Below are 19,194 nucleotides of genomic sequence, written 5' to 3'. Positions count from 1 at the left end.
GGAGTACGGGCAGCCCTGGGCGGCTCCCCCCTAGGCTCCCTGGTCTTCGGCGCCGGCTTCCCACTCGGCGTCGACGGGGACTTGGGAGAGCAACTGGTCGTGCACCAGGTTGACGACCTCTCTCCGGCTCGAGTCGAGGTAGTAGCGGGAACCGGGAAACACCTCGAGGTCGAATCGTCCGCTCGTCCGCCGCCGCCAGGCCCGTACGCCGCGCAGCGGGGTCTTGGGGTCGCCCTCACCGGCGAGGGCGACGATCCGGCAGCCGAGCGCCGGGGGCCCCAGGGTCATGCCCCAGTGCGCGGTCCGGCCGGAGACGAACAGGGTCAGCAGCGGCGTCCCGGTCTCCCGCTCCAGGCGCTCGGCGACGCGGTAGGCGAGGTCGGCGCCGGCCCGGTGGCCGAAGAAGGCGAGCGGGCGGTCCATCCACTCCCCCAGCGCACCGAAGATGCGGTCCGCGAGATCGGCGGAATCGGTCAGCCGCTCATCGTCCTCGAGCCCGACATACAGGGGGTACTGGATCGCCAACACCTCCACCGTGGGCAGCAGAAGCTCGGACAGTGAGAGGTAGTACGCGGTGGAGTGGGCGGATTCCGGGAAACAGATCAGCCGGAAACTGCTCGGAGTTTCCGTTTGCAATATCCGAATAAGGCCCACATCATCGGGCTTGATCTGGCTCAAGGAGTACATCCCCGCGATTGCACTGAGGGGCCGGGCACGAGTGCACGGTGGGGCGCGTCGACCACGCTCGTCCGAGATGCTGACTCCGTGAGGCTATGAGCCCTTCTCCGGGGCCACAACCCCTAGTAACCGCTATTCGAGGTACGCGCTATATGCGGGTACCGCGCCCGTCCCGACGTGGCGCGGGACACAGACCGGCGCCCCCTAAGGCCCCCTCACCCGTGCCACCACCCCCTAATCTGGCGTCAGTTAGGGGCCAGGAGTCAAGCTGTCGTGTTAAACAAGAGGAAAGTAATGGTCTCCCCAAGCCAATTAAATCGGTGCGACGACAGCGATGAACACAACACGTCCTATTGATTTCGCCGTCGTTGTCGACGGCTTGATCAAGAAGTACCCCGGCCGGCCCGTCCCGGCTGTCGACAATCTCAGCTTCACCGTCAGGCACGGTGAGGTCTTCGGCTTCCTCGGGCCCAACGGAGCGGGTAAGACCACCACCATCGGCATTCTGACCACCCGTGTCGCTCCCAGCGGCGGACGTGCCTTCGTGCAGGGTGTCGACGTGGTGGCCAGGCCGGCGGTGGCCCGGCAGTCCTTCGCCGTCGTGCCGCAGCGCAACAACCTGGACCGGTCGTTGACCATCCGTCAGAACCTGACCTTCCACGCCGGCTACCACGGTCTCTCGCGCTCGGAGCGCAACCGCCTCGCGGACGAGAGCCTGGACTGGGTCGGCCTCTCCGACCACGCCAAGGCCCGGGCGGATCAGGTCTCCGGTGGTCAGGCCCAGCGCGTGATGATCGCACGGGCCCTGATGCACCGCCCCCGGGTGCTGTTCCTGGACGAGCCGGCCACCGGCCTCGACCCGCAGTCCCAGATCTTCGTCCGCGACCGGGTCGCCGAACTGAAGACCCGTGGCGTCACGGTGGTGATCACCACCCACGACATGGAGGAAGCGTCCAAGCTCTGTGACCGGATCGGCATCGTCGACCACGGCAAGCTGCTCGCTCTGGACACCCCCGAGGCGCTGACCAGCCGGATGAGCAACACCGCGCTGACCGTCACGGTGCGCCCGCCGTACTCCGGCATGAACGGCGTGGTCCACATGGTGCAGGGCCTCGGGGTCGCCGAGCGGGTCGAGGTGCTCCAGGCCGAGGACGACATGGCCGCCCTCATGCAGGGCGGGGCCGCGGCCGTCAACGACGGCACCTTCCGGATGAAGGTCTACAGCAACGCGCCGTCCTCCGTCCTCCTGCCCACGGTCATCAAGGCCCTGACCGACACCGAGTGCGAAATCAAGGACCTGAATGTGAGCAAGGCGAGCCTGGAAGACGTCTTTGTCGACCTGACGGGGAAGGAGATGCGATGAGCTCCTCCTCACGACCCACGTCATCGACGGACGGGACCCCCGGCGGCAAGGCCGGGGAGGAGAAGGCCGCGACCGGCGCGGCGACGCCCCCGCACCAGGGCGGCGGCCACGGTTCCGCCGCCGGCCGGGGCGGTGAGCGCCCCTCCGCCGAACACAGGCCCGCCGACCCCAGGACCCCCGGCGCCAGGCCGGACGGGACCGGGCCCGCCGATCCGCGGAGCGCCGACCCCCGGAGCGCCGATCCCCGCCGCGTCGACGCCAAGTCCGCCGAGGACGACGGCTTCGAGGACACCCGGACCGTCCTCGTCCGGTCCAAGCCGTCCGCCCCGCGTCCCGGTCCCGAGGCCCAGGCCCCGCGTCCGGGCGCCGAGGCCCAGAGGGCCGCCCCGAACGCCCCGCACGCGCCGAACGCCCCGGTCAAGCACGAGAGCCGGCCGCACGACCCCCGGCACCACGAGAGCCGGCCGCAGGAGCACCGGCACCACGACGCCAGGGGCATGGGCGCCCCGCACGGCGGCGGGGACGTCGGGGACACCATGACGCTGGTCATCAAGCCCATACCGGCCCCGTCGGCGACCCAGGCCGCACAGGACGCCAAGGCCGCGCTGAACGCCATCATCGCGGCGGCGGACGCCCGTTCGGGGCTCGTGGAGCCCGAGCCCGAGCCGGAGCCCGAACTCGAGCTCGACCTGCCCGACGCCAAGCGCCGCGGCGGGCGTCACCGGCGCCGCGCCAACCGGTGGCGGACGTTCTTCTTCATCCTGTGGCGCGACATCTTCGTCACCGGCCGCGAGATGGGCCCCTTCCTGGGCCAGGTCATCGTGGAACCGTTCTTCATGCTGTTCGTCTTCGGCAAGGTGCTCGGTGAGATCGGGTTCACTCAGCCCGGCTTCCAGCAGGTGCTGCTGCCCGGTGTGGTGGCGCTCAACAGCTTCCTGGTCGCCCTGCAGAACACCGCGCTGCCACTGGCCATCGACTTCTCCTGGACCAAGGAGATCGAGGACCGATTGCTCTCGCCCATCCCGGTCGGCCTGGTGGCGGTGGAGAAGGCGGTCTTCGGCGCGATGCGCGGTCTGATCGGCTCCCTGGTCATGATCCCGATCGGGCTGGCGCTGCTGGACGACGTCTCCTGGCCGCTGGACAAGATGCCGGTGACGCTGGGCATCCTCAGCCTCGGCGGACTCGTCGGCGGCTGCGTCGGCCTCACCCTGGGCACCCTGGCGCCCGCGCGTCACATCTCCATCGTCTTCGCCATGACGCTGACCCCGATCATGTTCACCGGGGCCACCCAGTTCCCGTGGCGGAGCCTGGAGACCGTCCGCTGGTTCCAGGTGCTGTGCACCTTCAACCCGCTGACCTACGTCACCGAGGCGATGCGCGGACTGCTGCTGACTCCCGGACCGAAGACGCCGGAGTCGATCCCGCTGTGGATCTGCTTCTCCGCCATCGGCGCGGCCATCCTGGTCTTCGGGACGATCGGCATCCGGGGCTTCAACCGCCGGGCGCAGGACTGAGCCACGGCAGGACTTGAGAGTTAAGGCACCACACCATGACGGCATCCGAGCAGACGAAGACAGCCATCGTTTTCCCGGGCATGGGACCCTCCGGCTTCTCCGAGGTGGGCAGGTTCCTCACGCTCGACCCGTTCGCCCGGAAGCGGCTCGCCGAGGCCGACGAGGCGCTGGGCTACTCGGTCTTCGACCGGCTCCGCGACTCCGAGGACGACTACTCCGAGGCCACCCAGATCGCCTTCCTGGTGAACTCGATGGCATCGGCGGACCGGGCGGAGCAGGAGCACGGGCTGGTCCCCGACCTGTGCGTGGGCCCCAGCTTCGGGCAGAAGGCGGCCGCGGCCTACGTCAGTTCGCTGCCGTTCCCCGAGGTGGTGCGGCTCACCGCGGAGCTGGCCCGCTGTGAGCACGCGTACTTCACCGAGGAGTACCAGGACGCGGTCACCCACACCTTCGTCCGCACTCCGCAGGAGAAGCTGACGGAGATCCTGACCGAGCTCGGCGAGCGCGGTGAGTGGTACGACTACTCCGGCTATCTCGACGACGGCTTCTTCATGGTGTCGCTGCGCGAGACGGAGCTGGAGTGGTTCAAGAAGGCGATCAGTCAGGCCGGCGGCTACTCCATGTACACCATGGTCCCGGCGGTGCACGCGCCCGCGTTCGCGGAGCTGCGGCGCCGGGCCGCCGAGGAGATCCTGCCCAAGTACGACATCCTCGACCCGAAGCTGCCCGTGGTCACCGACCAGGACGGCACCGTCGTGACCACGGCCGACGAGCTGCGCACGATGCTGCTGGACACCTTCGACCTGCCGATCCACTGGCCGAAGGTGGTGGACACGCTGAAGGGCGCCGGGGTGTCGAAGATGTACATCACCGGGCCGGACAACCTCTTCCACCGGCTGGACCGCACCAAGTCCAACTTCGAGGTGGTGACGGTGGGTCCGGGCAAGCGCTCGCGGCCCCCTCGTAAGCGCTGATGACGGCGTAACACGCCGCGCGGCGGTAATCCGCCCAACGCCCCGTTGACTTCGCCGAGTTGACGGGGCGTTGGCGTGAGCGGGATGTCTCCCCGGCCGCGAACCTCGACCGCGCCGCCGGGCCACCTGCACCCGCCCCCACGGCGTGCGCGAACGCCGCCTGACCCGGCGCCGCCAGCGTCTGTCTTGGGTCGTCAGGTCCGGGTCGGTGGCGCACTCATCGCTGCCGTCAGGAACGTGATCGCCCATCGCCGGGCCGCCTCGCCCGCTACCGGGGGCACGCAGCCAGCGGAGGGCTGCTGGTTGACCTGGAGGCGGTCGACGGCCGTCACGGCAAGGATTCCCCGCATCCGGAACCGCAGCTCCTCCGGGGAAAGGCCGGGCAGTACGCGCGCGAAGGCTGCGAGGTAGCGCTCGCGGACCGAGTCCTCGGCCGGGCCGGTCCAGCCGCGTGCCTCCTCGGCCGGGTCGCTGAGGATCGTCACGATCAGCCGGGACGTCCGGGCGCCGCCCTCGTCGCCGGCCGGCATCTCGTCGAACAGCGGCCCCACGAACGCCTCCACCAGTTCGCTGACCGGTGGGTCGGGGGTCCGGGCGAGCAATTTGTCGAGCCCGGCGCACTGGGCAGCGCTGATGGGCTCGATCACGCGGCGGGCGACTGCGGCCATCAGCTCCGCCTTCGAGCCGAAGTGGTAGCCGACGGCGGCCAGGTTCGCTCCGGCGAGTTTGGTGATCGCGCGGACCGAGGTGCCGCGGTATCCGTGCTCGGCGAAGAGGTGCCCGGCCGCGTCGAGGATCTGGGTGCGGGTGTCTGGGGTCGCCACACGAGGGACTCTACATATGCTTGAATGAAACGAACGTATGAATGAAACGAACGTATGAAAGAGGGCTGTCATGAAGCTGCTCGTGTACGGCGCCGGGGTTTGCGGCAGCCTTTTCGCCGCCCGCATGCACGAGGCCGGCCACGACGTCTCGCTCCTCGCCCGGGGCGTGCGCCTGACCGCCCTGCGCCGGCAGGGAGTGCGGCTCGCCGAGGAAGACGGCCCTGTCAAGCGGGTGCCGGTACCGGTGGTAGAGCACCCGAACGGCGGGTACGACCTGATCACCGTCTTCGTCCGCACCCACCAGGTGGATGCAGTGCTGGAATCACTCGCTGGTGTCCAAGGTGACGTGCTGTTCCTGCTCAACTGGGCAGCCGGCCCGGAGACGCTGGGTGCGGTGATCGGCCACGAGCGGGTGCTGCTCGGCTTCCCCACGACTGGCGGCACGATGGACGGCGACGTGGTCCGCTACCGCAAGAGCAATCTCATCACCCGCCGGGTCGCGATGCCGATCGGCGAGCCCGACGGCCGTACCACCCCGCGACTGGTACGGATCGTGGAGACGTTCCGTACCGCCGGGATCAACGCCAAGGCCGAGCCGCGGATGGATGCCTGGCTCAGGACGCACGCCGCGTTCGAGGTCCCGCTCGGTCAGGCGGTGCACGCGGCGGGCGGCCCGGTAGTGCTGGCCGACGCCCCGGACGCGGTCCGCGGCATGCTCCACCTGATACGGCAGAACCTCGCCGCGATGGAGACGCCGCCGGTACCTCGCGCGTTCGCCGCGCTGCGGGCTCTGCCGCAAGGGCTCCTCGTGGCCGGGCTCCGGCGCTTCCTGAAGAGCCCGACGGCCGTGCACAGCGGACTCAACGACCCCTCGCCTGCCACGGCGGCCGAACTCGAGCGGCTGGCCGAACAGCTCCGTGCCCCTGCGGGAGCCCGCTAAGCGACTCAGGACGGCGCCACTAGATCCGCGAATTACGCAGCGACTGCCACACGGCCCCGGCCAACGCCCGCGTCGACCGGGGAACCGACAGCCGCTCGTGCTCCCGGTACAGCGCCCAGTTGTACTGGACGAGCGACAGCTTGTTCGAGGACAGCGATCCCGCGCGGTGAGCCCTGTACACCGCCAGCGGCTCGGGAAGACCGCGGGCGTCATGGCCGTCACGCATGATCGACAGCCACAAGGCGTAGTCCTGTCGCTTCCGCATCTCCGGCATCAGCCTCGTGCCGAGGACCGTGCGGTCGTACATGGCGGTCAGAGCCCCGATGTGATCCTGGACCAGCATCGCGCGGTAGTCCACGTGTTCTCGCGCGCGAATCACACGCCCGTTCGGGACGAAATCGGTGCTCTCGCCGTCGTAGTCGGCGTCCATCTTGTAGTAGGAGGTGAACGTCAAAGGCGCATCAGCCGTCGCCGCGAAGTCAATTTGCCGCTCAAGTTTCTCCGGAAGCCACATGTCGTCGCTGTCAAGAAAAGCGACGTAATCTCCCCTGGCCCGTTCGATAGCGAGATTCCGCGCCCGGCCCGCACCACCCCGTTCGGGCGCCGATTCCGGCAGGACGCGCTTGTCCTGCCGGGCAAATTCCATGAGCAGGTCCATAGAGCCATCGGAAGATTTGTCGTCGGTGACCAGAAGCTCCAGATCGCTGTAGGTCTGCGTGAGCACCGATCGAATCGCTGCACCGAGAGTGGCTGCCGAGTTGTACACGGGCATCACGACAGAAACCAGGGACACAGCGCTTCTCCTTGCCAGGCCAGGGACGACGGTCCATTCAAGCACTGGGATTGTAGTAGGAGCCGCCATCGCTCCGTGACCGCCGAAGCCGCCGCGCCGGCCGGGTTCGACATCGCGGTGATCACCGTGCCGACCCCGCCCCGGGGACGGCGTGCCCGACCTGACCTACGGCGATCGACGCCGCCGAGTCCAAGCCCTTCGGGTACATGAGATTCACACCCGGCCCCGGCCTCGGCGGACATTGCCTGCCGACCGACCCGTCATTCCTGTTGGGGGGCGCCGCGTCAATATCTCCACCGTGTCCCACTGTGCTTCATCGCATCAGTGGCACCCCACAGGGGTCGTACAGGCCGTCGTCACGCGGGCCCCGGAATCACCGGCAGCCCCCTCGGGGTTGGACTCGGGCCCGCGCCCTCCCTCCGTCAGTTAGGACAGCCAGTCCTCCACGGCACGGGCCGTCGTCCCGGCGTGCTCCTCCATCATCGTGAAGTGGTTCCCCGGCACATCGAGCGCGGTGTGCGGGAGCTGCCAGTACGACCGCCAGTCGCCGTCGCGGGACCAGTCGAAGAGCCGGTCGCCGGCCCGGACCAGCAGGGTCGGCGTCTTGACCTCCTTGGGCCGCCACTCCCCGAACAGCCGGAAGTACGCGCCCATGGCCAGCAGCCGGGTGTCGTCCACCGGCACCTGGCCCGCGCTCCGCTCGGCCATCCCGGCGCTCAGGCCGGGCTGGAGGGCCACGGCCGCGTCCCGGTCGTGGGAGTAGATGTCGAGCAGGACGACCGCGTCCGGGAACACCCCGGTGCTCTCCAGCCGCGCGGCCACCTCATGGGCGAGCAGCCCGCCCGAGGAGTGGCCCAGCAGCACGAACGGCGCCCCGTCGGTCTCCCGCAGCACCGCCTCGGCCTGCGCCTCGACCACCGCCTCCGGGTTGGCCGGGAGCCGCTCCCCGGCGACGAAACCGGGGTTGCCCAGCGCGAGGACGTTCCGGTGGCCGCGGAATCCGGCGGCGAACCGGGCGTACTGGTGCGGGCCGCCGATGGACAGGATCGAGGAGAAGCACACCAGCGCGGGCCCGGTCTCGCCGCGCGAGAGCCGCACCAGCGGGGGCGCCTTGTCCAACTCGGCGGCGCTCGCGAAGGAGGGGCGGAACCGCGAGAGGTCCATCAGCAGCCGGGTGAACTCCTCCTGCCGGCCGGACCGTCCGGCCTCGCGCATCATCGCGCCGAACACGGCCGACGGCTCCGCGCCCGCCGCCTCGTCCCGCGCCGCGTCCGACACCGCGCCGCCCTCGGCGGCCACCGCACCGGCCAGTTGCGCGAGGAGCTGCCGGGCGACCAGCTCGGGCGTCGGGTGGTCGAACAGCAGCGTCGGGGGCAGCCGCAGCCCGCTCGCGGCGCCCAGCCGGTTGCGCAGCTCGACGGCGGTCAGCGAGTCGAAGCCCTGCTCCAGGAAGCCCCGCGTGGCCCCCACCGCCTCCGCGTCCGCGAAGCCGAGGACCGCGGCGGCCTGGCCGCGGACCAGGTCAAGCACGGCCTTCTCGCGCTCCGCCTCGGCCAGCCCGGCCAGCCGCCGCGCCAGCGAGGGGCCGCCGGTGTCGGCCGCACCGGCGGAGACCGTACGGCGCCGGGCCGGGGCCCGGACCAGCCCGCGGAAGACGGCGGGCAGCGCGCCCTCGGCGGCCTGCTCGCGCAGCGGCGCGATGTCCAGGTGCAGCGGTACGAGCACCGCCTCACCGCCCACCGAGCACGCCGTGTCGAACAGCTCCAGACCGTCCCGCGAGGTCAGCGGCGCCATCCCGGAGCGCTCCATACGGGCCACGTCCGCGTCCGCCATGCCGCCGGTCATCGCGCTGCGCTGCTCCCACAGGCCCCAGGCCAGCGAGAGCGCGGGCAGCCCGGCGGAGCGGCGGTGCGCGGCGAAGGCGTCCAGGAAGGTGTTGGCGGCCGCGTAGTTGGCCTGGCCCGGCGCGCCGAAGGTACCGGCGGCGGACGAGAACACCACGAACGCCTTCAGGCCGAGGTCCAGGGTCAGCTCGTGCAGATTGAGCGCCGCGTCCACCTTCGGCCGGAAGACCGTGTCGATCCGCTCCGGGGTGAGCGCGGGCAGCAGTCCGTCGTCCAGCACCCCGGCGGTGTGCACGACGGCGGCGAGCGGATGCTCCGGGTCCACCTCGGCCAGCAGCATCGACAGCGCCTCGCGGTCGGCCACGTCGCAGGCCGCGACGCTCACCCGGGCGCCCAGCGCGGTCAGTTCGTCGACCAGCTCGGGCATCCCCTGGGCGCGCTGGCCGCGGCGGCTGTTGAGCAGCAGATGCCGCACTCCGCGCTCGGCCACCAGATGGCGGGCGAGCTGCCCGCCGAGGACACCGGTGGCGCCGGTGATCAGGACCGTGCCGTCCGGGTCGAACTCCGGCAGCCCCTCCGGCGTCCGGTCCTCCTCCTGCGCGGCGACCTCCTGAACGGCGACCCGGGCCAGCCGGGGCGCGTGGAGGGCGCCCGCGCGGACGGCGAGCTGCGGCTCACCGCCGGCCGCGGCCGCCATGAGCGCGTCCGCCGAGGCTCCCTCGTCGTCCAGGTCCAGCAGCAGGAAGCGGTCGGGGTTCTCGGTCTGCGCGGTGCGGATCAGCCCCCATACGGGCGCGTGCGCCAGGTCGAACACCTCGGCGTCCGGGGACGTGGCGACCGCCCCGCGGGTGACGAACGCGAGCCGCGCCCCGGCGAGGCCCTCCTCCGCGAGCCACGACTGCGCGGTGTCCAGCGCCGCGTGGGTGGCCAGCCGCGCGCCCTCCGCCAGATGGCCGCCACCGCCACCGGCGGGGCCGGAGAGCGGGAGCAGGACGACGTCCGGCCGGGGGCTGCCCGAGGCCACCACGGCCGCGAGCTCGGTCAGATCGGGGAAGACGGCGCACTCGGCGCCGATGGACTCCAGCGCGTCGACGAGCCCGAAGGGGTCCCTGCCGTTCGCGGCGGCCTGCTCGCCGACCAGGGCCCAGCGGACGGCCGCGGAGGCCGCCGAGGGCGATGGCACCGGCGCCCACTCCAGCCGGAACAGCGAGTCGTGGTAGGTCACCTGGGCCGCGCGCAACTGCTCCGGGGCGATGCGCCGCAGCACCAGGGAGTCCACCGACGTGACCGCGCCGCCGTTTCCGTCCGCGACGGTCAGCGCCACCGCGTCCGGCCCGGCCGGGGCGATCCGTACGCGCAGCGCCGTGGCGCCCGCCGCGTGGAGGGTGACCCCGCTCCAGGAGAACGGCAGCCGGATGCCGTCGGCGCCGGCGCCCAGGAAGTCGCCGAGCGCGACTCCGTGCAGCGCGGCGTCCAGCAGCGCCGGGTGCAGCCCGAACAGCGCGGCGTCGCGGTGCTGCCGCTGGTCCAGACGCAGTTCGGCGAAGACCTCCTCGCCGCGCCGCCAGGCGGCGGCGAGGCCCTGGAACGCCGGGCCGTAGCCGAAGCCGCCCGCCGCGAACCGCTCGTAGAGGTCCTCCACATCGAGGGCGACGGCCTCCGCGGGCGGCCATACGGACAGGTCCGCCCCGCTGTCGGCGGCGTCGCCGGGGGCCAGGACACCGCTGGCGTGGCGGCTCCAGGGCCCGTCCGAGGCGTCGCCCCGGTCCGCGTCCGGCTCCGGGCGGGAGTAGACCTCCAGCGCCCGGCGGCCACTCGCGTCGGGCGCGCCGACGGTCAGCCGGAGCTGGATCCCGCCCCGGGCGGGCAGGATCAGCGGCGCCTCCAGGGTCAGCTCCTCCAGAAGATCGCAGCCGACCTGGTCACCGGCGCGGATCGCCAGCTCCACGAAGGCCGTTCCCGGCAGCAGTACGGTGCCGGACACGGCGTGGTCGGCGAGCCAGGGGTGGGTCTGGAGGGAGAGCCGCCCGGTGAGCAGGAAGCCCTCGGAGTCGGGCAGTTCGACGGCGGCGCCCAGCAGCGGATGCCCGGCGGCGCCGAGACCGGCGGAGGCGACGTCGCCCACCGAGAGCGGGACCTCGATCCAGTAGCGCTCGTGCTGGAAGGCGTACGTGGGCAGCTCGACGCGGGCCGCGCCCGTCCCCTCGTACACCGCCTCCCAGTCCACGGCCACACCGCGCGTCCACGCCTCGCCCAGCGAGATGTGGAAACGGTCCAGGCCGCCCTCGTCGCGGCGCAGCGACCCGATCGCGGCGGCCTCACGGCCCGCGTCCTCGGCGGTCTCCTGCACACCCATCGTCAGCACCGGGTGGGCGCTGGACTCGATGAAGGCTCCGTAGCCCTCATCGAGCAGGCGGCGGATGGCGCCCTCCAGCTCGACGGTGCGACGGAGGTTGGTGAACCAGTACTCGGCGTCCAGCTCCGGACCCTCGACCCACTCCCCCGTCACCGTCGACAGGAACGGCACCTCGGCCGCCCTGGGCTGTACGGGGGCCAGCAGCTCCAGGAGTTCCTCGCGGAGGAGTTCCACCTGGGCCGAGTGCGAGGCGTAGTCCACCGGCACCCGGCGCGCCCGCACCTCATCGGCCTCACAGGACGCCAGAAGCTCCTCCAGCGCCTCGGGCTCACCCGAAACCACCACCGAGGAGGGACCGTTGACGGCCGCGACGGAGATGCGCTCCTCGCCCCAGGGGGCAATGCGCTCCCGGATGTCCGCCACCGGGAGGGCCACCGACACCATGCCGCCCTTGCCCGCCAGCACCCGGCCGATCGCCTGACTGCGCAGCGCCACCACACGCGCGGCGTCCTTCAGCGACAGGATTCCGGCCACGCACGCGGCCGCGATCTCGCCCTGGGAGTGGCCGACCACGGCGGACGGCCGGACGCCCAGCGAGCGCCACAGCTCGGCGAGCGACACCATCACGGCGAACAGCACCGGCTGGACCACATCCACCCGCTCCAGCGACGGCGCGCCCTCGGTGCCGCGCAGCACCTCCACCAGCGACCAGTCGGTGAACTCCGCGAGCGCGGCGGCGCATTCGTGGATACGGGCCGCGAAGACGGGCGAGGCGTCCATCAGCCCCACCGCCATACCGGCCCACTGCGACCCCTGCCCGGGGAACACGAACGCCGTCTTGCCCGCCGTCCCGGTGCCCTGGACCAGTTGGGCCGCCGCCTCGCCCCGGGCGAGTGCCGTCAGGGCGCGGGTGAAGTCCTCGCGGTCCGTGCCGACCAGCGCCGCGCGCTGGTCGTGAACGGCGCGGGTGGTGGCCAGGGAGTAGCCGACGTCGGCCGGGCGCAGGCCCGGGTGGGCGTCGAGGTGGGCCAGCAGCCGCTCGGCCTGGGCGCGCAGCGCCGTCTCGCTCTTGCCGGACAGGATCCACGGCAGCGCACCGGGCTCGGGTGCGGTGGCGTCGGCGGCCGTGGGCCGCTCCGCCGGGGCCTGCTCGATGATGGTGTGCGCGTTGGTCCCGCTGATGCCGAACGAGGACACCGCGGCCCGGCGCGGACGGCCGGTCTCCGGCCACTCCGTCTGGTCGGTGAGCAGCGACACCGCGCCCGCCGTCCAATCCACGTGCGGGGACGGCTCGTCCACGTGCAGGGTCCTGGGCAGCACACCGTGCTCGATGGCCTTGACCATCTTGATGATCCCGGCGACACCGGCCGCGGCCTGGGTGTGGCCGAAGTTGGACTTCACCGAGCCCAGCCAGAGCGGCTGGTCCTCGGTGTGCTCCTGGCCGTAGGTGGCGAGCAGCGCCTGCGCCTCGATCGGGTCGCCCAGCGTCGTACCGGTGCCGTGTGCTTCCACGACGTCCACGTCGGCCGGAGACAGCCGGGCGTTGGCGAGGGCCTGCCGGATGACGCGCTGCTGGGACGGGCCGTTGGGCGCGGTGAGGCCGTTGGAGGCGCCGTCCTGGTTGATGGCCGAGCCCCGGACGATCGCGAGGACCGGGTGACCGTGTCGGCGCGCGTCCGACAGCCGCTCGACCAGCAGCATGCCCACGCCCTCGCCCCAGGCCGTACCGTCGGCCGCGGCGGCGAAGGGCTTGCAGCGGCCGTCGGTCGCGAGGCCGCGCTGCTTGCTGAAGGCCACGAAGGTGCCGGGGGTGGCCATCACGGTCACACCGCCCGCGAGGGCGAGCGAGCACTCGCCGTTGCGCAGCGCCTGTACCGCCATGTGCAGGGTGACCAGCGAGGACGAGCACGCCGTGTCGACCGTGACCGCCGGACCCTCCAGCCCGAAGGTGTACGACACCCGGCCCGAGGCGACGCTGCCGGAGCTGGCGGTGCCCATGTAGCCCTCGAGGCCGTCGGGGGCGCGGTGCAGGAGGGTGCCGTAGTCGTTGTACATGACGCCGGTGTAGACGCCGGTCCGGCTGCCGCGCACCGTCGCCGGGTCGATCCCGGCCCGCTCGAACGCCTCCCAGGTGGTCTCCAGCAGCAGCCGCTGCTGCGGGTCCATCGCGAGCGCCTCACGCGGCGAGATCCCGAAGAAGACGGGGTCGAAGTGGTGGGCGTCGTGCAGGAATCCGCCGTTGCGGGCGTAGCTGGTGCCCTGCTGGTCAGGGTCGTCGTCGTAGAGCGACTCGATGTCCCAGCCCCGGTCGGTGGGCATGTCGGTGATGGCGTCCGCGCCGTCGGTGACCAGCTTCCACAGGTCCTCGGGCGAGGTCACCCCGCCGGGGAAGCGGCAGCTCATCGCCACGATGGCGATCGGGTCGTCGTCGTGTGGGGTGGCGGCGGCCACGGGTGCGGCCGCGTCCTCCTGGCTGCCCTGGGCCTCGGCCCGCAGATAGGCGGCGAGGGCGGCGGGGGTCGGGTAGTCGAAGATCAACGTGGCGGGGAGCCGGACGCCGCTGACCGCGGTCAGGCGGTTGCGCAGCTCCACGGCGGTGAGCGAGTCGAAGCCGACCTCGCTGAACGCGCGCTGGGGCTCGACCGCTTCGGGCCCGGCGTAGCCGAGTACGGCCGCCACCTGCGTACGGACCAGGCCGAGGACGATGGCCTCGGCCTCGGCGTCGGACGCCGCCCCGGCCAACTGCTGGGCGAGCGCGCCGGACCGCGCGGCCGCGGCGGCCTGGGCCGCGCGGCGGGGCGGGACGCGGACGAGTCCGCGGAAGAGCGGCGGCAGCATTCCGGCGCTCGCCTGGGCCCGGAGGGCGGCCAGGTCGAGCGGCATGGGGACCAGCAGCGCGTCGCCCGCGGCGTGCGCCAGGTCGAACAGTTCCCGACCCTGGTCGGCGGTGATGGCGGCGACGCCACCGCGCTGGAGGCGGGCGAGTTCCGCCTCGTCCAGGTCTCCGGCCATGCCGCCGGGCTCGGCCCACAGGCCCCAGGCGAGGGAGGTGGCGGGCAGGCCCTGGGCGCGGCGGTGCCGGGCCAGGGCATCGAGGAAGGCGTTGGCCGCGGCGTAGTTGCCCTGTCCGGCGCCGCCGAAGACGCCGGCGGCCGAGCTGAAGAGGATGAACGCGGACAGGTCCGCGTCCTGGGTCAGCTCGTGGAGGTTCCAGGCCGCGTCCGCCTTGGGGCGGAGGACGGTGGTGAGCCGGTCGGGGGTGAGGGACGCGATCACGCCGTCGTCCAGCACGCCCGCGGTGTGCACGACGGCGGTGAGGGGGTGCTCGGCTGGGATGGTGGCGAGGGTTGCGGCGAGGGCGTCCCGGTCCGCTACGTCGCAGGCGGCCCAGTCGGCTTCGGCGCCCAGCTCGGCGAGTTCTGCGGTGAGTTCGGCGGCGCCGGGGGCGCTTTCGCCGCGGCGGCTGACCAGGAGGAGGTGGCGTATGCCGTGGTCGGTTACGAGGTGGCGGGCGAAGAGGGTGCCCAGGGTGCCGGATGCGCCGGTGAGGAGGACCGTGCCGTTGGGGTTCCACTCGGGGGCTTGGTCCTGCGTTGACGCGGTGGCGCGGGCCAGGCGGGGGGTCTTGACCGTGCCTTCGCGCACCGCGAGTTCCTGTTCGCCGGATGCGAGGGCGGAGGCCAGGGCGGTGGGCAGGGCGGTGGCAAGGGCGGTGGGCAGGGCGTCGAGGGAGTCCGGGTGGGTGTCGGTGTCCACCAGGATGATGCGGCCCGGGTTCTCCGACTGGGCGGAGCGGATGAGGCCGTGGGCGGCGGTGTGGGCGAGGTTGGTGCCGTCGGTGAGGATGACCAGGCGGGTGTCGGTGAAGTGGGGTTCGGCCAGCCACGTTTGGAGCAGTTCGAGGGTCTGGGCCGTGGTCCGGTGTGCGGCTTCGGTGGGGCTTTCCCCTGTCCCGCCCCTTCCCGAAACAAGGGGCTCCGCCCCTTGGCCCGGGTCCTCAAACGCCGGACGGGCTTGATTTGCCAGGGATACCACTGCGTACTGCGGGGGCTGTGTGCCCGCGTCCAGGGCCTTGGCCAGCGCTGCCAGGTCCGGGTAGGAGGTGTTGGGGCCTATGGCCGTCCAGTCGTCGTTGGACACCGGCTCGGACGTTGCCGGGATCGGGGTCCAGTCCACCGTGAACAGGGCGTCGGGGGCGGTGCCCGGGGCGGTGAGCTGGTCCTGGGAGACCGTGCGGAGGGCCAGGCGGTCCACCGTGGCCACCGGGGTGCCCGTTACGTCCGCGAGTTGGAGGGACACCGTGCCGTTTCCGGCCGGTGACAGGCGGACGCGTACAGTGTCGGCGCCCACCGAGTGGACGCGGACGCCGGTCCAGGAGAAGGGGAGTCCGCCCTGGCCCGGGTTCTCGGTCAGGTCGCTGAGGCCGATGGTGTGCAGGACGGCGTCCAGCAGGGCCGGGTGGAGGCCGAAGAGGGCGGCGCCGGGTTCGGTGTCCTCGGGGAGGGCGACCTCGGCGTAGACCTCGCCGTCGCCGCGCCAGGCGGCGCGCAGGCCCTGGAAGACCGGGCCGTAGCCGAAGCCCGCCTCGGCCAGGCCCTCGTACAGGCCGTCGGTCTCGATGCGCTCCGCCCCGGCGGGCGGCCAGGCGCTCAGGTCGAACGACGGGGTCGCGGGGGCGCTCTCCGCGAGGACGCCCGTGGCGTGCCGCAGCCACGGCTCGTCGTCTCCCGCCTCGTCGGGGCGGGAGTGGAGGGCGAGGGTGCGGCGGCCGGTGTCGTCCTGGGCGCCCACGGCGATCTGGAGCTGGACCCCGCCCCGCTCGGGCAGGATCAGCGGTGCCTCCAGGGTGAGTTCCTCCACCAGATCGCATCCGGCCTGCTCACCGGCGCGCACCGCCAGTTCCACGAACGCGGTGCCGGGCAGCAGCACCGCGCCCATGACGGCGTGGTCGGCCAGCCACGGGTGGGTGTCCAGCGCGAGCCGCCCGGTGAAGAGGAAGCCCTCCGCGTCGGCCAGGGAGACGGCGGTGCCGAGCAGCGGATGGTCGGCGGTGCCGAGGCCGACGGAGGAGACGTCGCCGTAGGCGGTGCCCGCGTCCAGCCAGTAGTGCTCGCGCTGGAAGGCGTACGTGGGCAGCTCGACGCGCTCGGCGCCGGTGCCCGCGTAGTACGCCGCCCAGTCGGGGGCCGTGCCCCGGGTGTGCAGGGTGGCCAGGGCGGTGGTCAGGGTCTCGGCCTCGGGGCGGCCGGACCGCAGGGCGGGGGCGAACGCCACGTGCTCGGACTCGCCCGCCAGGCACTCCTGGCCGAGCGCGGACAGCACACCGTCCGGGCCGAGTTCGAGGTAGGTGGTGACGCCCTGCGCCTCCATCGCGCGCATACCGTCGAGGAAGCGCACGGCCTCGCGGACATGGCGGACCCAGAAGTCGGCGGTGGCGATCTCCGCGGCGGGCGCTACGCCGCCGGTGAGGTGGGAGACCACCGGGATCTTCGGGGCCTGGTACGTCAGGCTCTCCGCGACCTTGCGGAACGGCTCCAGCATCGGGTCCATCAGCGGCGAGTGGAACGCGTGGCTGACGGTGAGCCGCTTGGTCTTACGGCCCTGGGCCTCGAACGACGCCGCGATCTCCAGCGCCACGTCCTCATCGCCCGCGATGACGACCGACGTCGGGCCGTTGAGCGCGGCGATCGACACCCGCTCGGTGAGCAGCGGCGTGACCTCGTCCTCGGACGCCTGGACGGCGATCATCGCGCCGCCGCCGGGCAGCCGCTGCATGAGGCGGCCCCGGGCCGCCACCAGCAGGGCGGCGGCGTCGAGCGAGAGCACCCCCGCGACGTGTGCGGCGGCGATCTCGCCGATGGAGTGGCCGGAGACCACGTCCGGCTTCAGGCCCCAGGACTCGACCAGGCGGAAGAGGGCCACCTCGATGGCGAACAGGGCGGGCTGGGTGAAGCCGGTGCGGTCCAGCGCGGCGGCGTCGTCCCCGAACAGCACGTCCTTCAGGGGTCGTTCGAGACGTGGGTCGAGCGCGGCGCACACCGCGTCCAGCGCCTCCGCGAACGCCGGGTACGTCTCGTACAGCTCGCGCCCCATGCCGAGGCGCTGGCTGCCCTGGCCGGTGAAGAGGAACGCCAGCTTGCCCCGGGTCTCCACGCCCTGGACCACCCCGGCGGCGGGCTCACCGGAGGCGAGCGCGGCGAGGCGGTCGAGGAAGGTGGCGCGGTCACCGGCGATGACGGCGGCCCGGTTCTCCAGGGCGGCGCGGGTGGTGGCCAGGGAGTAGCCGAGGGACACCGGGTCCAGCTCGGGGCGTTCGGCCACGTAGGCGTGGAGCCGGGCGGCCTGGGCGCGCAGCGCGTCCTCGCCCTTGCCGGACACCAGCCACGGCAGGAGGGGAAGGGTCCGGGGCGCCGCCGTCTCCTGGGCCGGTGCCGCCGTGCCCTCGGCGGGGGCCTCCGCGGCCTCCTCGCCCTCGGGGTCCTCCGCCGGGGCCTGCTCGATGATCAGGTGGGCGTTGGTGCCGCTGATGCCGAACGACGACACGGCGGCGCGGCGCGGACGGCCGGTCTCCGGCCACGGTCGGCCCTCGGTCAGCAGCGAGACGGCCCCGGCCGACCAGTCGATGTGCGGCGACGGCTCGTCGATGTGCAGGGACTTGGGCACATAGCCGTGCTCGATGGCCTTGACCATCTTGATGATCCCGGCGACACCGGCGGCGGCCTGGGTGTGGCCGACGTTGGACTTGATGGAGCCCAGCAGCAGCGGCCGTTCGGCGGACTTCTCCTTGCCGTACGTGGCGAGCAGCGCCTGGGCCTCGATCGGGTCGCCGAGCGTGGTGCCCGTGCCGTGGGCCTCGACCACGTCGATCTGGTCGGCCGTCAGCCGGGCGCTGGCGAGCGCCTGGCGGATGACGCGCTGCTGGGACGGGCCGTTGGGCGCCGTCAGACCGTTGGACGCGCCGTCCTGGTTGATGGCCGAACCCCGGACGACGGCCAGCACCTTGTGGCCGTTGCGGCGCGCGTCCGACAGCCGCTCCACCAGCAGCATGCCCGCGCCCTCGGACCAGCCCGTGCCGTCCGCCGACGCCGCGAAGGACTTGCAGCGGCCGTCGAAGGACAGCCCGCGCTGACGGCTGAACTCGGTGAAGGTGCCGGGCGTCGACATCACGGTGACACCGCCCGCGAGCGCCAGCGAGCACTCGCCGTTGCGCAGCGCCTGCATGGCCAGGTGCAGGGTCACCAGCGACGAGGAGCACGCCGTGTCGACGGTGAGCGCCGGCCCCTCCAGGCCGAAGGTGTACGCCACCCGGCCGGAGGCGATGCTGCTGGAGCCGCCGGTGCCGAGGTAGCCCTCGACACCGGGCGGCACGGCGCGCAGCCGCGAGGCGTAGTCGTGGTACATGACGCCCGCGAAGACACCGGTACGGGTGCCGCGCACGGAGGTGGCGTCGATGCCCGCCCGCTCGAACACCTCCCAGGTGGTCTCCAGCAGCAGCCGCTGCTGGGGGTCCATCGCGAGGGCCTCGCGCGGATTGATACCGAAGAAGGCCGGGTCGAAGTAGTTGGCGTCGTGGAGGAAACCGCCCTCCCGGACATAGCTCGTGCCCGCGCCGTCCGGATTGTCGTCGAAGAGCCGCCCGATGTCCCAGCCGCGGTCGGTGGGGAACTCGGAAATGCCGTCCCCGCCCTCGGACACCAGCCGCCACAGGTCCTCGGGGGAGCTGACCCCGCCCGGGTAACGGCAGCTCATCCCGACGATCGCGATGGGCTCCTGGTCCTCCGACTCCACCTCCTGCAGGCGGCGCCGGGTCTCATGCAGGTCGGCGGTCACCCGCTTGAGAAAGTAGCGGAGCTTTTCCTCATTCATACGTGCGTTTCCCTCTCGAGGAATCCGGAAGACCTTGTCACT

The 19,194-nt window shown here is 72.3% G+C and carries 8 protein-coding genes and 1 pseudogene; 5 read left to right on the top strand and 4 right to left on the bottom strand.

Going from position 1 to position 19,194, the window contains the following annotated elements:
- Nucleotides 1-30: 30 nt before the first annotated feature.
- Nucleotides 31-687, bottom strand: a complete 657-nt coding sequence (locus ACZ6TD_RS30395; RefSeq protein WP_198270536.1) for a thioesterase domain-containing protein — start codon at nt 685-687, stop codon at nt 31-33.
- A 325-nt stretch (nt 688-1,012) separates the two neighbouring features.
- Here ACZ6TD_RS30395 and ACZ6TD_RS30390 point away from each other — a divergent pair, with 325 nt between their 5' ends.
- Genes ACZ6TD_RS30390 through ACZ6TD_RS30380 form a run of 3 tightly spaced genes read left to right on the top strand, consistent with a single transcriptional unit; the run spans nt 1,013 to nt 4,529 of the window.
- Nucleotides 1,013-2,041: an ABC transporter ATP-binding protein gene (locus ACZ6TD_RS30390; RefSeq protein ID WP_471343270.1), complete on the top strand. Its 1,029-nt coding sequence runs from the start codon at nt 1,013-1,015 to the stop codon at nt 2,039-2,041.
- A complete protein-coding gene (locus tag ACZ6TD_RS30385; protein ID WP_471343269.1) occupies nt 2,038-3,555 on the top strand; it encodes an ABC transporter permease in 1,518 nt (505 codons plus the stop codon). The genes ACZ6TD_RS30390 and ACZ6TD_RS30385 overlap by 4 nt, the downstream gene beginning before the upstream one ends.
- 35 nt (nt 3,556-3,590) lie before the next feature.
- The gene (locus ACZ6TD_RS30380; protein ID WP_471343267.1) at nt 3,591-4,529 is read left to right on the top strand and encodes an ACP S-malonyltransferase; all 939 of its coding nucleotides are present in this window, start codon (nt 3,591-3,593) and stop codon (nt 4,527-4,529) included.
- Between the two features lie 194 nt (nt 4,530-4,723).
- Here the strand turns inward: ACZ6TD_RS30380 and ACZ6TD_RS30375 are convergent, their stop codons facing one another.
- Entirely contained in the window at nt 4,724-5,353 is a 630-nt protein-coding gene (locus ACZ6TD_RS30375) for a TetR/AcrR family transcriptional regulator (protein ID WP_471343265.1), read from the bottom strand.
- 70 nt (nt 5,354-5,423) lie between these two features.
- Between ACZ6TD_RS30375 and ACZ6TD_RS30370 the strand changes: the two genes are divergently transcribed.
- Nucleotides 5,424-6,293, top strand: coding sequence for a ketopantoate reductase family protein (locus ACZ6TD_RS30370; protein WP_471343263.1), 870 nt, complete (start codon nt 5,424-5,426; stop codon nt 6,291-6,293).
- Nucleotides 6,294-6,312: 19 nt separating this feature from the next.
- On the opposite strand, the gene ACZ6TD_RS30365 is transcribed toward ACZ6TD_RS30370, so the two are convergent.
- Nucleotides 6,313-7,086: a glycosyltransferase family 2 protein gene (locus ACZ6TD_RS30365; RefSeq protein WP_471343261.1), complete on the bottom strand. Its 774-nt coding sequence runs from the start codon at nt 7,084-7,086 to the stop codon at nt 6,313-6,315.
- 170 nt (nt 7,087-7,256) lie between these two features.
- Here ACZ6TD_RS30365 and ACZ6TD_RS30360 point away from each other — a divergent pair.
- A pseudogene (locus ACZ6TD_RS30360) lies at nt 7,257-7,355 on the top strand (hypothetical protein); the annotation flags it as partial.
- A gap of 157 nt (nt 7,356-7,512) precedes the next feature.
- Here the strand turns inward: ACZ6TD_RS30360 and ACZ6TD_RS30355 are convergent.
- Entirely contained in the window at nt 7,513-19,152 is an 11,640-nt protein-coding gene (locus ACZ6TD_RS30355; protein WP_471343260.1) for a type I polyketide synthase, read from the bottom strand.
- Between the last annotated feature and the right edge of the window lie 42 nt (nt 19,153-19,194).

The organism is Streptomyces yongxingensis (assembly GCF_055597465.1).
The sequence above is the reverse complement of the archived record's forward strand: the minus strand, read 5'-3'. Positions and strand labels throughout refer to the sequence as shown.

What these genes read in the sequence shown, in the direction of transcription:
- ACZ6TD_RS30390 (WP_471343270.1), top strand. Translation starts at nt 1,013, where the DNA reads ATGAACACAACACGTCCTATTGATTTCGCCGTCGTTGTCGACGGCTTG.
- ACZ6TD_RS30385 (WP_471343269.1), top strand. Translation starts at nt 2,038, where the DNA reads ATGAGCTCCTCCTCACGACCCACGTCATCGACGGACGGGACCCCCGGC.
- ACZ6TD_RS30370 (WP_471343263.1), top strand. Translation starts at nt 5,424, where the DNA reads ATGAAGCTGCTCGTGTACGGCGCCGGGGTTTGCGGCAGCCTTTTCGCC.
- ACZ6TD_RS30355 (WP_471343260.1), bottom strand. Translation starts at nt 19,152, where the DNA reads ATGAATGAGGAAAAGCTCCGCTACTTTCTCAAGCGGGTGACCGCCGAC.
- ACZ6TD_RS30380 (WP_471343267.1), top strand. Translation starts at nt 3,591, where the DNA reads ATGACGGCATCCGAGCAGACGAAGACAGCCATCGTTTTCCCGGGCATG.
- ACZ6TD_RS30395 (WP_198270536.1), bottom strand. Translation starts at nt 687, where the DNA reads ATGTACTCCTTGAGCCAGATCAAGCCCGATGATGTGGGCCTTATTCGG.